The following is a 16,990-nucleotide window of genomic DNA, read 5'->3' as shown; positions in this document are numbered from 1 at the left end:
ATAATTGGTCGTATGTACGACTGACTTCATCATATATGTGAGAGGATGATATTTCAAGAAATCAGCCAAATAAACCTAATTACTATAAAAACCACCCTATTAAGAGTGGTTTAAAAATTTAAATCCTGTTTATCGTCTTCCTGCTGGTTTCGTTGTTGGAAACGAAAGTGGTTTTTCGATTGAGATTTATTTCTAGACTGGTTTTGGTCATTACCCTGTTGCTGTTGATCTGACTTGTTCTTCTTCCCATTAGATTGCTGATTCTGATTCATATTTTGAAGAATACTCTGCACTTTTTCGATGGCTTGAGGTGCTAGATCAAGCAACCGCTCATAAAGATGTGTAGTGTTATCAAGGTGAATCATCTTGATGTCGCCCGCACTAACAATTAGAAATGCTATTGGTGTGATTGAAACACCGCCACCACTTCCGCCTCCAAAAGGTTCACCTTTGCTCTGATTTTGATCACGCTGGTTCTGCTGATTCTGCTTCTTTAACATAAACTCGCTTCCACCAGCAGCGAACCCGAAGCCCACCTTGGATACGGTTAGAATAACACTTCCATCAGGCGTCTCAACCGGATCACCAATAATTGTATTTACATCAATCATATCTTTGAGGTTCTCCATTGCTGTCTGCATAAGCCCCTCAATCGGATGTTCAGACATACGTTTTTCCTCCTTCACCTACTAGACCGTTAAGTCCCCTGTACATTCTTTTGAGACTTCATTAATTTAATTACTGCGATCATAGCATGCCCGAGTTTGAACGTAATCATGCATTTAATATACGTTTGGATCGTTTTCATTTCGTAAATTGGTGTGACGATCAATTGAGGAACCGTTAGAAAATTAGAGTAGTGGGAGAGAAGGGAAAACATGGCTACTTTCAAATTATGTAGTAGCTCCGCACCTACGGCTGTGCTTGCTGCATTTCCCATGCCAAAATTTGTTTCCCACTGAACATCTCTTACTCTTGCTTTTCCAATAAAAAACAAAACAGATTGCCTGGCACTAAGAGTTTTGTTGACCACTCTTAATATGTCCTTTATCTCTCCATTGCGTAGCTTATTACTCGCTTTTTCTTCAACAACCTCTTCTCCTCCTTCTAACAATTCCTTGAGCGGGATTGTAGTCGTGTAAGTGAAGAGACCAAAAAGCGCTTTTACGTCCACCCGCAATTCTTCCACAAAACTTGAGTGCTCCATCGTAACAGTCACTGCGACAGTAGAAAAGATGATAAGGAGGAGCGAAGCAATCAGAAGCAGGACAAATGCACAAACAATAACAACAACCACAGCATAGCTCCTCCCCTTTTTACACATATGGAGTTAACGTTACCTTCATTACGTGCAAAAAATCAATATAAAATAAACCTGCCCAGTATGGACAGGTTTATTCATTAGTACATTATTTTTCTTCATGGACCACGATTGTGTCTGCGAACATATCGTGAATGCCCTTTTTGTTCTTCGTAAATGCAACGACAAGAAAGCCAACGAATAAAATCGTTTTGCTGATGAATCGGCCGATACCCTCTCGAAAAATAACCGTTCCCCAAGTTAATCTTTCACCTTGATCAGGTTGAACTCTTAATGCGAAAAGCATTTTCCCTAGCGTTTGAGCAAAAAATTTCGTCATCAGGATAAAGTAAGCATAGTAGACAACTCCAGTTAAAATCGCCTGCAGTGGTAAGAAGGCCGGCTCACTTGCAGGAATTTCAAAACCTTTAATAACTGGAGTAATTAAAATACCATTTAAGCTTGCTACCACGATAATATCAACTAAGTATGCCCAGAAGCGCATCCAAAATCCTGCAAATCTAACGTGCCTTGATTCTTCAGAAACTGGTGCGGGAGGGGCAGTCATATTCATTGTTTCATCCATTCTGCCAACCTCCTTATTCAGAATATAAATACATAAGCTTTGGTGATTGTGGAGTGGATAGTAGCTGTTGTATACCCAACAGGTCTTTATCTGGTCCCATCAGCTTCGCTGCTGTCATTTCAAATAATGAATTGAATCCAAGATTTTGTTTGTATTGAATAACTTGAAGCTTACTATCTCCAAGGTCTTCCTTCATTCCTTCAACCGTGTCTTCCAGATTTCCAAGACCGTCGATAAGATTAACCTTCTGCGCTTGTCTTCCATCGTAAATCCTTCCATCTGCAAGCTCTCTTACTTTGCTTTCATCCATTCCTCTACCTTCACTAATCACACTCACAAATTCATCATATGAATTGTCGATCATTGACTGGAGAATTTCTCGTTCTTCATCCGTCATTTCCTTGCTTGGTGACATGATATCTTTGTGAGGTCCACTTTTAATGGTTTCCCATTTCACTCCAACCTTTTCAGCAAGCTCTGCATAGTTCATGGATTGCATAATCACACCAATTGAACCAGTGATCGTTGAAGGACTAGCATAAATTTTATCTGCAGGAGCTGATATGTAGTACCCTGCTGAAGCTGCCATACTTCCCATTGACACGTAAATCGGCTTATCTGTTTTTTCTTTTAACTCAAGTAGTTCATCATAGATTTCTTCACTTTCAACTACGCCACCGCCAGGCGTATTTAAACGGAGAATAATTCCCTTCACACTACTATCTTCACCTGCGTGCTCAAGACGCTTGAGAAACACGTCGTGATTATAACCTGCTTGTGGTAAAAAGCTTGATCCCTGACCTGTATCCTGGATTACGCCTTCAACGTTTAATACAGCAATTTTATTATGACTGCTTCCTTCTTCAATTACTGTCTCAGCGAATTCGTCTGTTGAGTTTAATTCTTCTCTCCAGCCCCCAAATGCAAGACTGGATACGAGATTAAATCCGATTGATACGATGATAAGTACGACCGTAATGCCAAGTGCGATCCACCGTTTTCCATTCATAGTAAGCCTCCTCTATATCGTGATGCTATCTTATGTACGATGAAGCCATTCATTTGGTTTCATATTTCTGAGAATACCATACAAAATTAGGATGTGCACTTCTAAATAACAGGGGGGATTCTTTCAGGAAAGAAGAGAAAAACTATTGTATAATCAAGGGGATACTCTAATTTTTTCTTTTTTCTAAAAAGAGAGAATGATACAGTAAAGAAGACTAAAAGTTGGACAGGGAGGATTTCACATGCCAAATCGCCGTAATTTGTTTTTTTTCTATAAACAAACAAAAGAATTACAGGAAAAAGTGGAACCACTAAAAAGACTTGCTGAGAAAAATGATTTTCATATTGTAGAGGATGCGAAAGACGCAAGCATTATCGCAAGCATCGGAGGGGATGGCGCTTTCCTTCAAGCGGTAAGAAAAACCGGGTTTCGCGACGACTGCCTTTACGTAGGAATCTCTACTGGAGAGCTAGGCTTTTACTGTGATTTCCACGTTGATAGCCTCCAGGATATGGTTGAGGACATTTTATCTGAAGGCATTGAAGTTCGTCGTTATCCAACAATCGAGGTAAATGTTAATAACGAATCTTCCTTCTATTGCTTGAACGAATGTACGATTCGCTCTTCCATTATTAAGACACTTGCAATGGAAGTTTATGTGGAAGACTTCCACTTCGAAACGTTCCGAGGGGATGGACTAATTGTTTCAACCCCTACTGGAAGTACTGCCTACAATAAATCAGTAAATGGAGCAATTATTGATCCGAAACTTGCGTGCATGCAAGTTAGCGAGCTTGCATCTTTAAACAATAATCATTACCGAACGCTGGGTTCTCCATTCGTTTTAAGCGACGAACGGACTCTCTCACTCCAGGTCATTCAGGACGGAAATGACTACCCTGTTATCGGAATAGACAATGAAGCCCTAAGTATACAGCACGCGAGAGAAATCAATATCCACATCCCTGAAAAACGCATAAAAACCGTTAAACTGAAAGACAATTCATTCTGGCATAAAGTTCAAAGAAGTTTTCTCTAATTGAAAGAAGCACCGCCAGTTTAAGTGGGGGTGCTTCTTTCATTTGGGGTAATCAATCAAATTTTTTTGTAAGCAACCGACTCATCGATCACAGTCATAACAGCTTTAGTATTCAGGATAAGATCCGGGTCACACATAAAAATGTCACGGTCTAGAACAGTGAAGTCAGCATCAAAGTTTTCTTTAATCTTCCCACGTTCTGCTTCTCTTCCTATCGCATAAGCACTTCCACCGGTAAATAAGGTTACAGCTTCAAAGACGGAAAGCTTTTGTTCAGGATAGTACCCTTCATGCGTCTCGTTCGGACGTTTTCTCGTAACGGCAGCATGGATGCCTAGCAATGGATCTACAGGTTCAATTGGTGCATCTGATCCACCTGCGATTGGAACCCCACTTTCTAAAAGTGTTTTCCATGCAAAGGACCAGGCCATCCTTTCTTCCCCAAGTCGCTCCATGACCCACGGAAAATCTGAAGCAACAAACCTCGGCTGAATATCAAGTACAACAGAGAGTTGATTTAATCGCTTTAGTAAATCTTCACGAATTACCTGCGTGTGAATTAGACGGTCTCTTAGACCATAAGGAGCAGGATACTGTTCAATCGCTTTAATGGCATACTCAAGAGCTAAATCACCAATAACATGGATCGCGACAGGCATATCATGTGATCTAGCTTCCCGAACAAGCGCTGTAAGACCTTCAATACTATGAATGGCTACACCTGAAGTATCTGGAGAGTCATTGTAAGGGTGGCTCAGTAACGCTGTTCTTCCTCCAAGTGCGCCGTCAGCAAAGATCTTCATTGCACCAAGTTCAACATATTCGGTGCCATCTGCGAATCCGAGACCCTGTTTACGCATAGCATCTATCACTTCATGATGAACTAGTAAATTCGCTCTGAACTTGCGAGTGCCGTTAATCACGTTAATGAATGTTTCGTACGTACGAGTAAATCCACCATAGTAATTTAAGTCTTCACTATGACCACCCGTTACACCTTTTGATACAAGATCATCTACCGAGGAGGAAAGTGCTTTTTCTAGAAAATCAATACTTACTTCCGGCATCGCGTTTTTAACTAACTCCTGCGCTCTGTCAAGAAGATAACCTGTAGCTCTCCCATCGTTATCACGCATAATGACCCCACCTTCCGGATCAGGTGTTTCATCTGTAATTCCCGCTAAATCAAGGGCAGTCGAGTTTGCAAGGATAGCGTGTCTACAAACCCTTGTTAGCATCATTGGATGATCCGGTGCGATTTCGTCAAGCTCATCACAATGAAAGATTTTACGATCCATGAAGTTGTTCTCATTCCATCCTTCTCCAATGATCCATTCATCTGCACCAGTATTTTTAACTTTATCAAGCAGAAGTCTTTTCATTTTTTCTGCAGATTCAGCTTGAGATAAATCAAGTCGAAGAAGTTTCTCTCCGTGACCAATCATGTGAAGATGACTGTCAACGAAGCCAGGGATCATGACATTTCCTCTTAAGTCATGCTGAGCTGTGATGTCTTTCCCAAATAATTCAGTTAGTTCAGATTCTGTACCTACCTTCTTAATACGGCCATTTTCTGTATAAACAGCTTCTACTGTATCATTTTCATGCTCTAACGTATAGATTTTGCCACCAAACCAAAGCGTTCCCACTGATTTCTCCCCTTTGTGTGTAATTGTGAGCCTATTGTATCATTCCCCTCTTTAGCTGTGAATCTTCTGGATTTTCAATCAAACTCTTTGTTGATTTTTCAATCATGATACAATAGAGATATTAAAGAGCAATAAGCAAGACAATTGGTGAAGGTGAGGAAATCTCGTTGAAGAAGAAGATTTTATTTACTGGCGGCGGTTCCGCTGGACATGTAACTGTTAATTTAGCACTTATTCCACGTTTTCTTAAAGACGACTGGGACATACATTATATTGGGTCAGAAAAAGGAATTGAGCGACAGCTAATTGAACCTGTCAAAGGCGTAACATACCACCACGTTTCTACAGGGAAACTAAGAAGGTATTTTGATTGGAACAATTTCAAAGATCCTTTTAAAGTGGTCAAAGGAGTCGGCGAAGCGTTCTCCATTATCAAACGTGAAAAACCATCCGTCATCTTTTCAAAAGGAGGATTTGTTTCCGTCCCTGTAGTGATCGCCGGAAAAATGAACGGCGTGCCAGTCATTATTCATGAGTCAGATTTAACACCAGGACTTGCAAACAAAGTTGCCATTCCTTTCGCTTCGAAAGTGTGTACGACTTTCCCTGAGACAGTGAAACACCTTCCTGAAAACAAGGCTGAGTATGTTGGGGCAGTAGTGCGTGATGAACTTAAGAGCGGTAACCCTACAAAAGGACTTTCCTTTGCCGGGTTTACAGGTACAAAACCCGTCATGCTTATTATGGGAGGAAGCCTTGGAGCAAAGCGTATTAACGACGCAGTACGAAATCAGCTAAAGGACCTTTTACAAACATTCGATATTCTACACCTTACTGGAAAAGGGCAGATTGATTCCTCACTCCAAATGAACGGATATAAACAGTTCGAATATGTAACAGACGAACTTCCTGATCTGCTTTCAATGGCGGACGTGATTGTTTCAAGAGCTGGATCGAATTCAATCTTTGAATTTCTTGCATTAAAAAAACCAATGCTGCTGATCCCATTATCAAGAGCAGCAAGTAGGGGCGATCAGATTTTGAACGCGCAATCGTTTGAGAAATCTGGCTTTGCTAATGTTTTACTTGAAGAAAATCTGACAGAGGATTCATTCATGAAGGCTGTTACCGAAACTTACGAGAAACGTAATACGTATCTTAAAGCAATGAAACAGGATAATGCCGGAGATCAAGCAAGTAAAATCATTGAAATGATTAAAAACAAAGCTAGGTAATAAAAAACGCAAGCGCGCATTTATTCCCGCCAAACATGGGATCTAGACATCACTTTATATTTCTTATAAGGAAAAGGAGAGGACCCAGTCCTCTCCTTTCTTGTTATGCGCCCCGTGTTTCTTTCTGACGCAGTTCAATTCTTCTGATTTTTCCTGATGTTGTTTTGGGAAGTTCATCGATGAACTCAATCTTTCTTGGATACTTGTACGGAGCAGTGAGCTCCTTCACATGATCCTGGAGCTCACGGATCAGTGGATCTCCTGCCTGACTATTGTCTTTAAGAACCACGTAGGCTTTAACGATATTTCCTCGCACTTCATCAGGGCTTGCTACAACCGCACACTCACGAACTGCTGGATGCTTAACTAATGCGTCTTCCACTTCAAACGGACCGATGGTATAGCCTGAGCTAATGATAATGTCATCTCCTCTACCTTCAAACCAGAAGTACCCATCCTCATCTTTTGAAGCTTTATCTCCAGTTAAATAATATTCACCCCTGAAGGCCATTTGCGTTCGCTCTTCATCTTTATAGTACCTTTTAAACAGAGCAGGAACATCTTTGTGCACAGCGATATCTCCGACTTCACCACTTTGTACCGGTTTCCCCTCTTCGTTGATGATCTCAACTCGGTTACCTGGAGTCGGTTTTCCCATTGAGCCTGGCTTCACTTCCATCCCTTTTAGAATACCTACTAAAAGCGTATTCTCAGTTTGTCCATAACCATCTCTTACGTCAATTTTAAAGTAACGTCTGAAAGTATCAATCACTTCACGATTGAGAGGTTCTCCTGCTGAAACAGCACTTCTAAGAGAAGGCAGAGTAAAGCGTTCCAGCTGATCCACTTTTGCCATTAAGCGGTATTCTGTTGGTGTACAGCATAGAACATTAATCTGAAATTCGGCAAGAAACCCAAGATATGTCTCTGGGTCAAATTTCCCACTGTACACAAAGCCTGTGGCCCCACTACATAATGTGGCAACGAATGGACTCCAAACCCATTTCTGCCAGCCAGGTCCCGCTGTTGCCCAGACGTTGTCTCCTTCTTTAATACCAAGCCAGGAAGCAGATGAAGTTCTGAGGTGAGCATAAGCCCAGCCATGACTATGCACAACTCCTTTCGGATTACCTGTTGTGCCCGATGTGTAGGATAGAAAAGCCATATCATCCCTTGAAGTCTGAGTCCCCTCGAAAGAAGCGCTTTCATTCTCCGCTTCCTCAAGCAATGAAATCCAACCATCTACCCTTTCTCCAGCAGAGAACTTATATACGAGTGAAGGTGCCTCACCTTCTACCCCATTAAAGGAATCGACAAGTTTTGAGTCACAAATAACTGCTTTTGCTTCCGCATGGTTGATGCGATAAACGAGATCTTTCTTTCTTAACATTTCTGAAGAAGGAATAACGACCAGTCCAGCTTTCAAACAGGCAATATAAACCGCATATGTATCAATAAGTCTTGGCATCATGATCAAAACTCGGTCCTGGCTTTTTAATCCTTTGGCAGTTAAAGTACCCGCAATTTGATTCGCTTTTGCAATTAAATTACGATATGTAATTTCTCGGTAGTCACCCTCGTCACTTCTCCATTTGAGTGCCACCCTCTCTTCTTCTTTAGCACGCTCGATCTCGTCTGTTAAGTTGTAGTATTCAGGAGCAATTAAATCCTGCATGCTTTATCCCCCTATTAGTATGTCATAATTTCATTATACATAAAATTAGAAAGTTTTGAACGTTTTGCATTAGAAAAGCGGAAGATGCATTTCGCACCTTCCGCAAGCCAATTATATTCAATTATTTGGAAGTTCCTCCAAATTGCTGCTCAGATTGCTGAACAAGACGTTTTGTAATCTCGCCACCAACTGAACCGTTTGAACGTGAGGTTGAATCCGGACCAAGATTCACACCAAACTCTGATGCAATTTCATATTTCATTTGATCTAGAGCTTGTTGTACTCCTGGTACGACAAGTTTGTTAGAACTATTGTTTGCCATGATTGTTCACCTCCTTGTCTATAGAATGAGGTAGACAGAGAGGTGTTATCCCTTTTAACTTATGGCAGTATGGCTAAATGTTGGAAGTCCTAGAGCAAGTCAGTGAACTCATCTTCATTTTCTTTAATTAGAATCGTTTGCACTCCTCCGACCGCTTCCTCCACAAGTTCATCGATTGGCAGGTACTGCTCGAACTTATTTGCATGTTCGCGCTTCGGCTTCGTTTTCGGAGCCTCCGGTAAAAACACGGTGCAGCAATCTTCATATGGGCGAATGGAGATATCATACAAATCGATCGCTCTAGATATCTTCATAATTTCCAGTTTGTCCATAGAAATAAGTGGTCGTATAACAGGGTAATTTGTTACCTCGTTAATGGTATTCATACTTTGAATGGTTTGGCTCGCCACCTGTCCGAGACTCTCACCAGTAGCAATCGCCAGCGCCCCATTCTGATCAGCTATTTTTTCTGTAATACGCATCATCATTCTTCTCATAATTGTCATGCTGTAATTATCAGGCATTTCCTTCTGAATCGTCTTCTGTGTGTTCGTAAACGGAACAATATGAAGGCGAATGTCGCCACCGAATCGAGTCAGCACTTTCGCGAGATCTTCCACTTTTTGTTTGGATCGCTCACTTGTGAAAGGAGGACTGTGAAAATGAACGGCCTCTACCTTTACACCACGCTTCATCGTCAAGTAACCTGCAACTGGACTATCAATTCCACCGGAAAGCATAAGCATCACTTTATTGTCATGAACCGTTGGCAGACCACCAGCACCTTCTGAATTGTTACAGCTTAAGTATGCCCCGTCCTTTTTAATCTCTACTTTCAGCTCCAAATCAGGATGATGAACATCTACTGTCAGGTTTTCTGTATTTCGAAGCACATGACCACCGATATCCCGGTTCATATCCTGAGAACGGTGAGGGAATTGTTTGTAAGGACGTCTGACGGTAACTTTGAAAGTCATACTTCCTCCGTTTTGCTGATCTTGAACAAGCTGAAGTGCTTTTTCTTTAATCTGATCCAGATCATGCTCAGTTTTGATCGCCACACTTAGTGAATGGATCCCAAACACTGTTTTAAGCTTTTCAATAACAGGTTCAGGATTTGCTCCGTTTAATTTAACGGTCATACGATCAAAAGATTGGTGGACTTCGATCGAATCAAAATCAGTTAGCACTTGCTTTACTCTTTTTTTCAAAGAGCTAATAAATCCTTTTCTATTTTTCCCTTTAAGAGAAATCTCGCCGTAACGAATAATTATATGATCATACATGGCTATTACCTCATTACATGTTTTAGTTTAGATAGTGCTTCTTTAAGCTCACTGATAAAAATATCAAGTTCCTCGCTCGTTGTGTCAAACGACAAACTGATTCTGATAGCCGTTCTTGCTATCTCTTTTGAAAAACCTGCTGAAGTTAGAACATGACTTGCCTCCGCTGCTTTTGAAGAACATGCTGAACGCGTCGAGACATAGATATCTTTTTGTTCTAGAGTGTGAATCAATACCTCAGGCTTTATTCCGGGTACCGAAAAATTAATAATATGTGGTGCCCCTTTTATAGAGGAATTGCAACTCACGCCATCGATCCTGTAAAGCTCCGCAAGTACCTTTTCATTCCACTCCTCAAGTATTTTCCTTCCGGACGCTGCCTTCTCTAAATATAAACGAAGGGCTTTTGCCATCGCGACAATACCAGGAACGTTCTCTGTACCAGAACGAAATGCATCTTCTTGCCCTCCCCCTGATAAAAGGGGAAACAAAATAAGACCTGGCTTTTTAATGAGTATACCATTGCCTTTTAAGCCGTGGAATTTATGGGCTGAATAAGATATCAGATCAGCCTGAACATCGTTAATATCGAGTGGAACCTTCCCAATTCCTTGAACGTCATCAATATGATAGACCGCTTGAGATTTATCATTGATAAGATGGCCAATCTTCTTCATAGGTTGAATAGCGCCAATTTCATTGTTAACGTGCATGATTGAAACTAAAGTCGTTTGAGGAGTAAGTGCATTTTCTAGATCACTCAGCGAAACCAGTCCATTCTCATCAACTGGTAAATAAGTTACGTCAAAGCCCATTTTTTCAAGTTGCTGAAACGATTCCATGGTTGAGGCATGTTCAATTTGTGACGTAATGAGATGCTTTCCTCTTTTCATATATTGAAGAGCTGTTCCTTTTATGGCTAGGTTATTGCTTTCCGTACCACCAGATGTAAAGACAATTTCACCTGGTTTTACATGAAGCAAATCGGCAATACTCGCTCTTGCTTGTCTAAGCAGTTTCTCCGCTTCACCGCCTTTTCGGTGAAGCGACGAAGGATTTGCAAAATAATCCTCTGCTGCGATTCGGTATGCATCTAATGCTTCTTTATATGGCTTTGTTGTGGCACTATTATCCAGATAAATCATAATAAGACACCTTCAGTCTTCAATTATTTCCAACTAATAATCTTACCACAGAGAAGCAGATTCAACAATCTATCGAGATGAATAGCGACATATCATTTCACTTATATTTCCATCCAATCAAAGTATAGACAATAGCTGGTTAACATTCCCATAATGCGAAAAAACCTGGTACATCTACAGTTAAATTATTTGAATAATTAAATATTAATCTTTTGTTATGATTTGTCGATTAGTTGTGTTAATATGAAGTCCGAAAATTACGACATGTTAAACAGCTTAATCAGGAGGAACTTATGAAAGTAAATTTATCGAACAAAGACACGCTTACGATAGGGTTAATGCTCTTTGCGCTTTTTCTCGGAGCAGGAAATATGATCTTCCCGCCCGCTCTTGGTCAAGCAGCGGGCGAAAACATTTGGACTGCAACAGCAGGGTTTCTCATCACAGGAGTAGGGCTACCCTTACTCGGCGTAACTGCCATCGGACTAACGGGAGGCAGTCTGAAAGATATCGCATCCCGCGTCCATCCCTCATTCGGTTTCATTTTCACCGCTATCCTTTATCTGGCAATTGGTCCATTCTTCGGTATTCCAAGAACAGGGACGGTTGCATTCGAAATTGGGGTAGTTCCTTTTCTGAATGAAACGACAAATGCAACCGGGTTACCATTATTTATCTATACACTTATATTTTTTGGCATCACATTCTGGGTTTCTTTAAACCCTTCACGATTAGTCGATCGGGTTGGGAAAATCTTAACCCCTCTATTAATACTCGTGCTTGGCAGTTTAATCGTTGGGGCATTTCTCAATCCTCCTGGAACTTTTTCCAAGCCTGCACCTGAATACGAAAGTGCTGTCTTTTTCAAAGGATTTATCGAGGGCTACTTAACAATGGATGCCATCGCTGCACTTGTGTTTGGTATGGTTGTGATTAAAGCTATAAAAGATAAAGGCATCACAAATCGCAAGACCATATCATTTGCTGTTTTAAAAGCAGGGATTCTTGCAGCAGTTGGATTAACCGCCATCTATTTATCACTAGCCTTTATTGGTGCAACAAGTCTCGACCTTGTGGGCCAGGCTGGTAATGGTGGTGTCATTCTTGCTAGTGTTGCCGATTATCTATTTGGCACATTTGGAACACTGTTACTTGGGGCTGCGATTACGTTTGCCTGTTTAACAACATCAGTAGGACTAGTAACTGCCAGCGGTGAATATTTCTCAAATGCCTATCCAATGCTTTCTTATAAAACAGTCATCTTTCTCGTTACCGTTTTTAGCGCGTTCGTAGCAAATCTTGGACTTACACAGCTGATTACCTTTACATTGCCTGTTTTGATCGCGATCTATCCAATAGCCATTGTTTTGATCTTACTAACTTTTTTGAATTATACTTTCTCAGTTCATCACTATGTTTATCGAGGAGCAATTCTTTTCACTACGCTAATTAGTATTCCAAACGCCCTGGAAGGAGCAAACATCTCTATGCCTGGTGTGAGTATCCTGCATTCCTTACCGCTCTATAGTGAAGGTGTAGGATGGCTTCTACCGGCATTGTTTGGAGGAGTACTCGGACTATTCTTCTTACTTATTAAAAAAAGCACGGGCCATACTTCGAGCGCAGGATAATCCTGCGCTTTTTTAATGCAAAAAAAACTCTCCTCGTTTTGAGGAGAGTTAAGTTCTTACAGGTTCTCTTACATCTTCTTTAAGCGACTGAAGTACCTGCGGATCAACTTTTTCAATGGCAGCTTCAGCTGTTGAAAGAGCGTCATCATATTCGTAGCGTCTGAAATGATCTTCGGCCTTTTGAAGCAATTCATCTACGCTTCGGTGTTTACCACGGTAACGATTACCGAATTGGATTAATCGTTCAGTAAGAATGGCATCTTCCACTAGCTTCTTCGTTATCTCTGTACTATGTTCAACAGCACGTTCAGCATCTGACAGCACTTCATTGATTTGATAAATATCCAGCGGAACATCTGAGAGTCGATCGTTCAATTCGACGATAATGTCTTCAGCAAGCTCGTAACCATCTAGATAAGTCTCAGGAATGCCTGGAAGATTACTAACTTTCATCATTCTTCTGGATTCAATTAATTTTCGTTTCAGGTCTTTAATCGTTTCTAACGCTTTCAACTCGTCTTTTCTTAACATATGCAAATTCTCTTTTTGAATCTGCATATCATGATCGATGCTCGCAAGCTCTTCTTTTAGAGTGAGAACGGTCTCTGCAAGGGACGAGTATGCTTGTTTATTCCCATCGACAGCTTCACGCACAGTGTTAAAACGCACATGCATATTAGAAATCTTTTTATCAATCTCTTTAATCATATTAAGTTCCTGCTCTTCTAACCGATAGCTAAGCTGAACAACATTCGTCTCTTCTTGTAGATCCTGGAGATTATTATTTGTTTTAAACAGTTGATGTTCAAGCTCTTCCACTTTCTCAGTAACAAGATGTCTGGCATCAACCTCTGACTCTAATTGATCGTAGAGTCCTTCTATGCTTCTCTGCACCGCATCGATTTCTAACTTCACTTCTATTACTTCCGTTTTCTCGATGGCAGACTCCCATTTCACGAGATCGGATTCTACATGTTCAATATGGTCTTGAATTTCAAGATGGTCCAGCACATATCCTTCAGATTCCATTACCGAAGTCCCATCCTCAAGCTCTTTAAGCTGTGAGGGAATCTGTGTATGAACGAGTGCAATCAACTCAGGAGTAACAGCGATCTTTTCCTGAACTGCTGTTAAGCGATCCTGCACATCTTTCAATACTGTTCTCGCTTCAAGGTAATTACCTTCTTCTGTTAACTGTTCGTAATGCTGAAGATTTTGCTTGAGATCTTCTAGCTCGGTCTCAAGAGTAGGAAAAGCTTTTCCTAGAGAACGATTTTGCGAAAGCAATCGCTGTTTCGCTTCTCTGAACTCTTCCTGAACCGAAACAATTTCCGTTCGATTTTGCTCTTCACTCGAAACGAGTTCGTCTATGTCTTTTAACATTAGCTCAATCCGCGTTTCAATCTGCTCCAGTCGATCGCGCGTTTCAGCTAAGGTCATCTTCGCTTTACGGAAACGATATTTTTCAGCCGCTTCTTCAGTATCCATAAGCTGGTCTTCTAGATTAGGAAGTTTAACAGCTACAATCTCGTCCCACTCTTCACGCCATTTTTCGAACTTCTCTTCTGTTTGACCTGACATGATTAGTCCTTTCACCTTGGAAATCTCATCAGTAACAGGTCTGTTTAAAATATCAATCTTCCATTCTTCAAGACGATCGATCTCATTGTATATTTTTCTTCTCGCAAAAGTGCCGAATAGAATAACGGCGACCAGTAAAATTATCGCAATGACAATATACTCCAACGGAAGCACCCCTTCTTCCACATCATCAATTTATGTAATCATGCTATTTAAGCAGTCTAAATCGTCAGATATAGATCTTTTATAGACGAATATGTAGGAAATTTATTAATGTTTTTATGATACCATGTAATTACCTGTTTGACTAAATAAATTCAATATTCGACAGCTAAAATCCTTGATTATATTATAAACTTTTTGAATTCTAGAAAGAAGGTGCTTTAGGATGAATATTCTATATGATGGTCATGTCCATTCTCCCTTTTGTCCACATGGGACGAGCGATCAATTTGAAGAGTACCTTACTCAAGCAGTAAAAACTGGCTATAAAGGATTAACCTTTACAGAACATGCCCCCCTCCCAGTAAATTTCAATGATCCTGTTCCTGACAAGGATAGTGGTATGAGTAGAGAACGTCTCTATGACTATTTCCATGCTGTTAGAAAGCTGAAAGAAACTTACCGCGGAACAATTGATGTGAAATGTGGACTCGAAATTGATTATATTGAAGGTTTTGAAGAAGAAACGAAACATTTTCTTGATGAGGTTGGACCATATTTAGATGATGCCATCCTATCAGTCCATTTCCTCAAACACGGAAACACATATACATGTCTTGATTATAGTCCAGATGCTTTTCAAGAATTAATCGATTTATTTGGCTCAACAGAAAACGTTCATCAAAAGTACTATGAAACCGTTCTGAAATCGATTCATAGTCATTTAGGAAAATATAAACCGACTCGAATTGGACATTTAACTCTAGCTAATAAATTCCAAAAAAAATATCCTTTCAAAGGGCATTTCGAGAACGAGATTCACCGGTTACTTGATGCTGTTCAAGTGAATAAGTATTCCCTTGATTACAATGGAGCTGGAACAGTAAAGCCTTTATGCGGCGAAACATATCCACCGGACTGGGTCATTCACGAAGCCGTTAAACGAAAGATCCCTCTTGTCTATGGTTCAGATGCCCATAGCTCAAAAGGGATTGGTCAAGGACTGGAGCGGTTAATAGCTCAGAACCTCAGATCACCATACTAGCCGTTCATAACGAGCGGCTTTACTTCCCATTTTTCAGCCTTACATACGTAAAGCTCAATCCATTCCTTTAGCTGCTTCGTATAGCGCTCAATAAAATAATTTTCTGATGGTTGAATATGATGGACTTCAAGAATATATTGAGGTTGGAGAAACGGCATACAGAGCATTCCTCTCATTTGCATGACAATATAATCTATAGACTGCGGACGGAATTCCTTCCTGGCAAACCCAACTTCAAAGATTTTAGAGAAATAGAACTTTTCTTTTGCAAGATAAGTGGTCATGATTTCACGAACGAGGACAGAATCGAATGTGATTTCACGATGAACAAACCGTGCCAGCTGTCTATTTTGATGCTGGTACTCCATGACACGTTCAATGGCTTCTACCAGGCAGAACTTTGCTGACTTTTTGTCTAACTGTTGATAGGCCTTTCCGATTTCTTCCACATAGCCTTCTAGAAAAGAGGTCATTAGAAATTCGGCTAAACCTTTTTTTCCACCAAAATAATAGGAGATAAGGGCTACATTCACTTCTGCTTTCCCGGCAATATCACGGACAGATGTTCCATTAAATCCCTTCGTATTAAAAAGATGAATGGCGGCCTGGATAACACTTCGCTTCGATCCTGTATCTCGCTCCTGCTTCACTAGGAACCACCTCCAAATTCGTCTATCCTCTTAATACTCATTCGTTAGTTTTTCACGCTTTCCTCTATCAATCGTACGACAAAATATGTGTATTAACTTGCAAAATTTGATATGATTAGCATAATTTCGAGGTAAGAAAGAGGTGTATTGGCTTGTTTGAAGTCGAATCCTATTCAGGTAAGAAAGAAAAAAATTATCAAATGGTTATTAAACAATTACGAGCACTGCTAGAAGGCGAAACAAACCAACTCGCTAATTTAGCAAATGCGTCTGCTTTATTAAATCAATTTCTAAATGATGTAAACTGGGTTGGCTTTTACCTTTATGAAGAGGCAAGTGATCAACTTGTACTAGGACCGTTTCAGGGGCTTCCGGCCTGTGTTCGTATCCAAAATGGTAAAGGCGTTTGCGGTACGGCTTCTAAAGAAGGAACAACCATGAGAATAGAAAATGTGCACGAATTTCCTGGCCACATCGCATGTGATGCTGCATCCAAATCTGAAATTGTTGTTCCGATGTATGCTTCTGGAGATCTTCTTGGAGTATTGGATATCGATAGCCCCAAAATTGGTCGCTTCGATGAAATTGACCAAGAATATTTAGAAAAGTTCACTGCTGCACTGCAAGATTATTTGTAAGGTTATATAAAAGCCGTCTGGTAGATCACCACCATTG

16 protein-coding genes are annotated in these 16,990 nt (G+C 40.5%); 5 read left to right on the top strand and 11 right to left on the bottom strand.

The window, feature by feature from the left end:
• Nucleotides 1-110 precede the first annotated feature (110 nt).
• From ytfJ to sppA, 4 genes are all read right to left on the bottom strand, one after another.
• Nucleotides 111-668: a GerW family sporulation protein gene (ytfJ, locus tag ABFG93_RS17435; RefSeq protein ID WP_347549286.1), complete on the bottom strand. Its 558-nt coding sequence runs from the start codon at nucleotides 666-668 to the stop codon at nucleotides 111-113.
• Nucleotides 669-697: 29 nt separating this feature from the next.
• Entirely contained in the window at nucleotides 698-1,297 is a 600-nt protein-coding gene (locus ABFG93_RS17430) for a DUF2953 domain-containing protein (RefSeq protein WP_347549284.1), read from the bottom strand.
• 112 nt (nucleotides 1,298-1,409) lie between these two features.
• Nucleotides 1,410-1,886 (bottom strand): RDD family protein, encoded by a 477-nt coding sequence (locus ABFG93_RS17425; RefSeq protein WP_347549283.1) that lies wholly within the window; start codon nucleotides 1,884-1,886, stop codon nucleotides 1,410-1,412.
• A 13-nt stretch (nucleotides 1,887-1,899) separates the two neighbouring features.
• Nucleotides 1,900-2,895 (bottom strand): signal peptide peptidase SppA, encoded by a 996-nt coding sequence (sppA, locus tag ABFG93_RS17420; RefSeq protein WP_347549282.1) that lies wholly within the window; start codon nucleotides 2,893-2,895, stop codon nucleotides 1,900-1,902.
• Nucleotides 2,896-3,136: 241 nt separating this feature from the next.
• Between sppA and ABFG93_RS17415 the strand changes: the two genes are divergently transcribed.
• Nucleotides 3,137-3,934: an NAD kinase gene (locus ABFG93_RS17415; RefSeq protein WP_347549281.1), complete on the top strand. Its 798-nt coding sequence runs from the start codon at nucleotides 3,137-3,139 to the stop codon at nucleotides 3,932-3,934.
• A gap of 56 nt (nucleotides 3,935-3,990) precedes the next feature.
• Here ABFG93_RS17415 and ABFG93_RS17410 read toward each other — a convergent pair whose 3' ends face one another.
• Entirely contained in the window at nucleotides 3,991-5,583 is a 1,593-nt protein-coding gene (locus tag ABFG93_RS17410) for an amidohydrolase (protein ID WP_347549280.1), read from the bottom strand.
• A gap of 167 nt (nucleotides 5,584-5,750) precedes the next feature.
• Here ABFG93_RS17410 and ABFG93_RS17405 point away from each other — a divergent pair, with 167 nt between their 5' ends.
• Nucleotides 5,751-6,818 carry an undecaprenyldiphospho-muramoylpentapeptide beta-N-acetylglucosaminyltransferase gene (locus ABFG93_RS17405; protein ID WP_347549279.1) on the top strand — a complete coding sequence of 356 codons (1,068 nt, stop codon included), beginning with the start codon at nucleotides 5,751-5,753 and terminating at the stop codon, nucleotides 6,816-6,818.
• Between the two features lie 103 nt (nucleotides 6,819-6,921).
• Here ABFG93_RS17405 and mbcS read toward each other — a convergent pair whose 3' ends face one another.
• The 4 genes from mbcS to ABFG93_RS17385 all read right to left on the bottom strand — a co-directional run bounded on the left by mbcS (nucleotide 6,922) and on the right by ABFG93_RS17385 (nucleotide 11,246).
• On the bottom strand, nucleotides 6,922-8,493 hold the full coding sequence (gene mbcS / locus ABFG93_RS17400) for an acyl-CoA synthetase MbcS (RefSeq protein WP_347549278.1): 1,572 nt from the start codon (nucleotides 8,491-8,493) through the stop codon (nucleotides 6,922-6,924).
• Nucleotides 8,494-8,614: 121 nt separating this feature from the next.
• Nucleotides 8,615-8,815: an alpha/beta-type small acid-soluble spore protein gene (locus ABFG93_RS17395; protein WP_347549277.1), complete on the bottom strand. Its 201-nt coding sequence runs from the start codon at nucleotides 8,813-8,815 to the stop codon at nucleotides 8,615-8,617.
• Between the two features lie 89 nt (nucleotides 8,816-8,904).
• Nucleotides 8,905-10,101 (bottom strand): tRNA uracil 4-sulfurtransferase ThiI, encoded by a 1,197-nt coding sequence (gene thiI / locus ABFG93_RS17390; RefSeq protein WP_347549276.1) that lies wholly within the window; start codon nucleotides 10,099-10,101, stop codon nucleotides 8,905-8,907.
• Between the two features lie 5 nt (nucleotides 10,102-10,106).
• Entirely contained in the window at nucleotides 10,107-11,246 is a 1,140-nt protein-coding gene (locus tag ABFG93_RS17385) for a cysteine desulfurase family protein (RefSeq protein ID WP_347549274.1), read from the bottom strand.
• Nucleotides 11,247-11,539: 293 nt separating this feature from the next.
• On the opposite strand from ABFG93_RS17385, the gene brnQ reads away from it, so the two are divergent.
• Nucleotides 11,540-12,877 (top strand): branched-chain amino acid transport system II carrier protein, encoded by a 1,338-nt coding sequence (brnQ, locus tag ABFG93_RS17380; RefSeq protein ID WP_347549272.1) that lies wholly within the window; start codon nucleotides 11,540-11,542, stop codon nucleotides 12,875-12,877.
• Nucleotides 12,878-12,925: 48 nt separating this feature from the next.
• Here the strand turns inward: brnQ and ezrA are convergent, their stop codons facing one another.
• The gene (gene ezrA / locus ABFG93_RS17375; RefSeq protein WP_347549271.1) at nucleotides 12,926-14,623 is read right to left on the bottom strand and encodes a septation ring formation regulator EzrA; all 1,698 of its coding nucleotides are present in this window, start codon (nucleotides 14,621-14,623) and stop codon (nucleotides 12,926-12,928) included.
• Nucleotides 14,624-14,846: 223 nt separating this feature from the next.
• On the opposite strand from ezrA, the gene hisJ reads away from it, so the two are divergent.
• Nucleotides 14,847-15,665, top strand: a complete 819-nt coding sequence (gene hisJ / locus ABFG93_RS17370; protein WP_347549270.1) for a histidinol-phosphatase HisJ — start codon at nucleotides 14,847-14,849, stop codon at nucleotides 15,663-15,665.
• Here the strand turns inward: hisJ and refZ are convergent.
• A complete protein-coding gene (gene refZ, locus ABFG93_RS17365) occupies nucleotides 15,662-16,315 on the bottom strand; it encodes a forespore capture DNA-binding protein RefZ (RefSeq protein ID WP_347549268.1) in 654 nt (217 codons plus the stop codon). The genes hisJ and refZ overlap by 4 nt on opposite strands.
• A 152-nt stretch (nucleotides 16,316-16,467) precedes the next feature.
• Here refZ and ABFG93_RS17360 point away from each other — a divergent pair, with 152 nt between their 5' ends.
• Nucleotides 16,468-16,953, top strand: coding sequence for a GAF domain-containing protein (locus tag ABFG93_RS17360; protein WP_347549266.1), 486 nt, complete (start codon nucleotides 16,468-16,470; stop codon nucleotides 16,951-16,953).
• The last annotated feature ends 37 nt before the right edge of the window (nucleotides 16,954-16,990 follow it).

It is taken from the genome of Pseudalkalibacillus hwajinpoensis (assembly GCF_039851965.1).
GTDB lineage: Bacteria > Bacillota > Bacilli > Bacillales > Guptibacillaceae > Guptibacillus > Guptibacillus hwajinpoensis_E.
The sequence above is the reverse complement of the archived record's forward strand: the minus strand, read 5'-3'. Positions and strand labels throughout refer to the sequence as shown.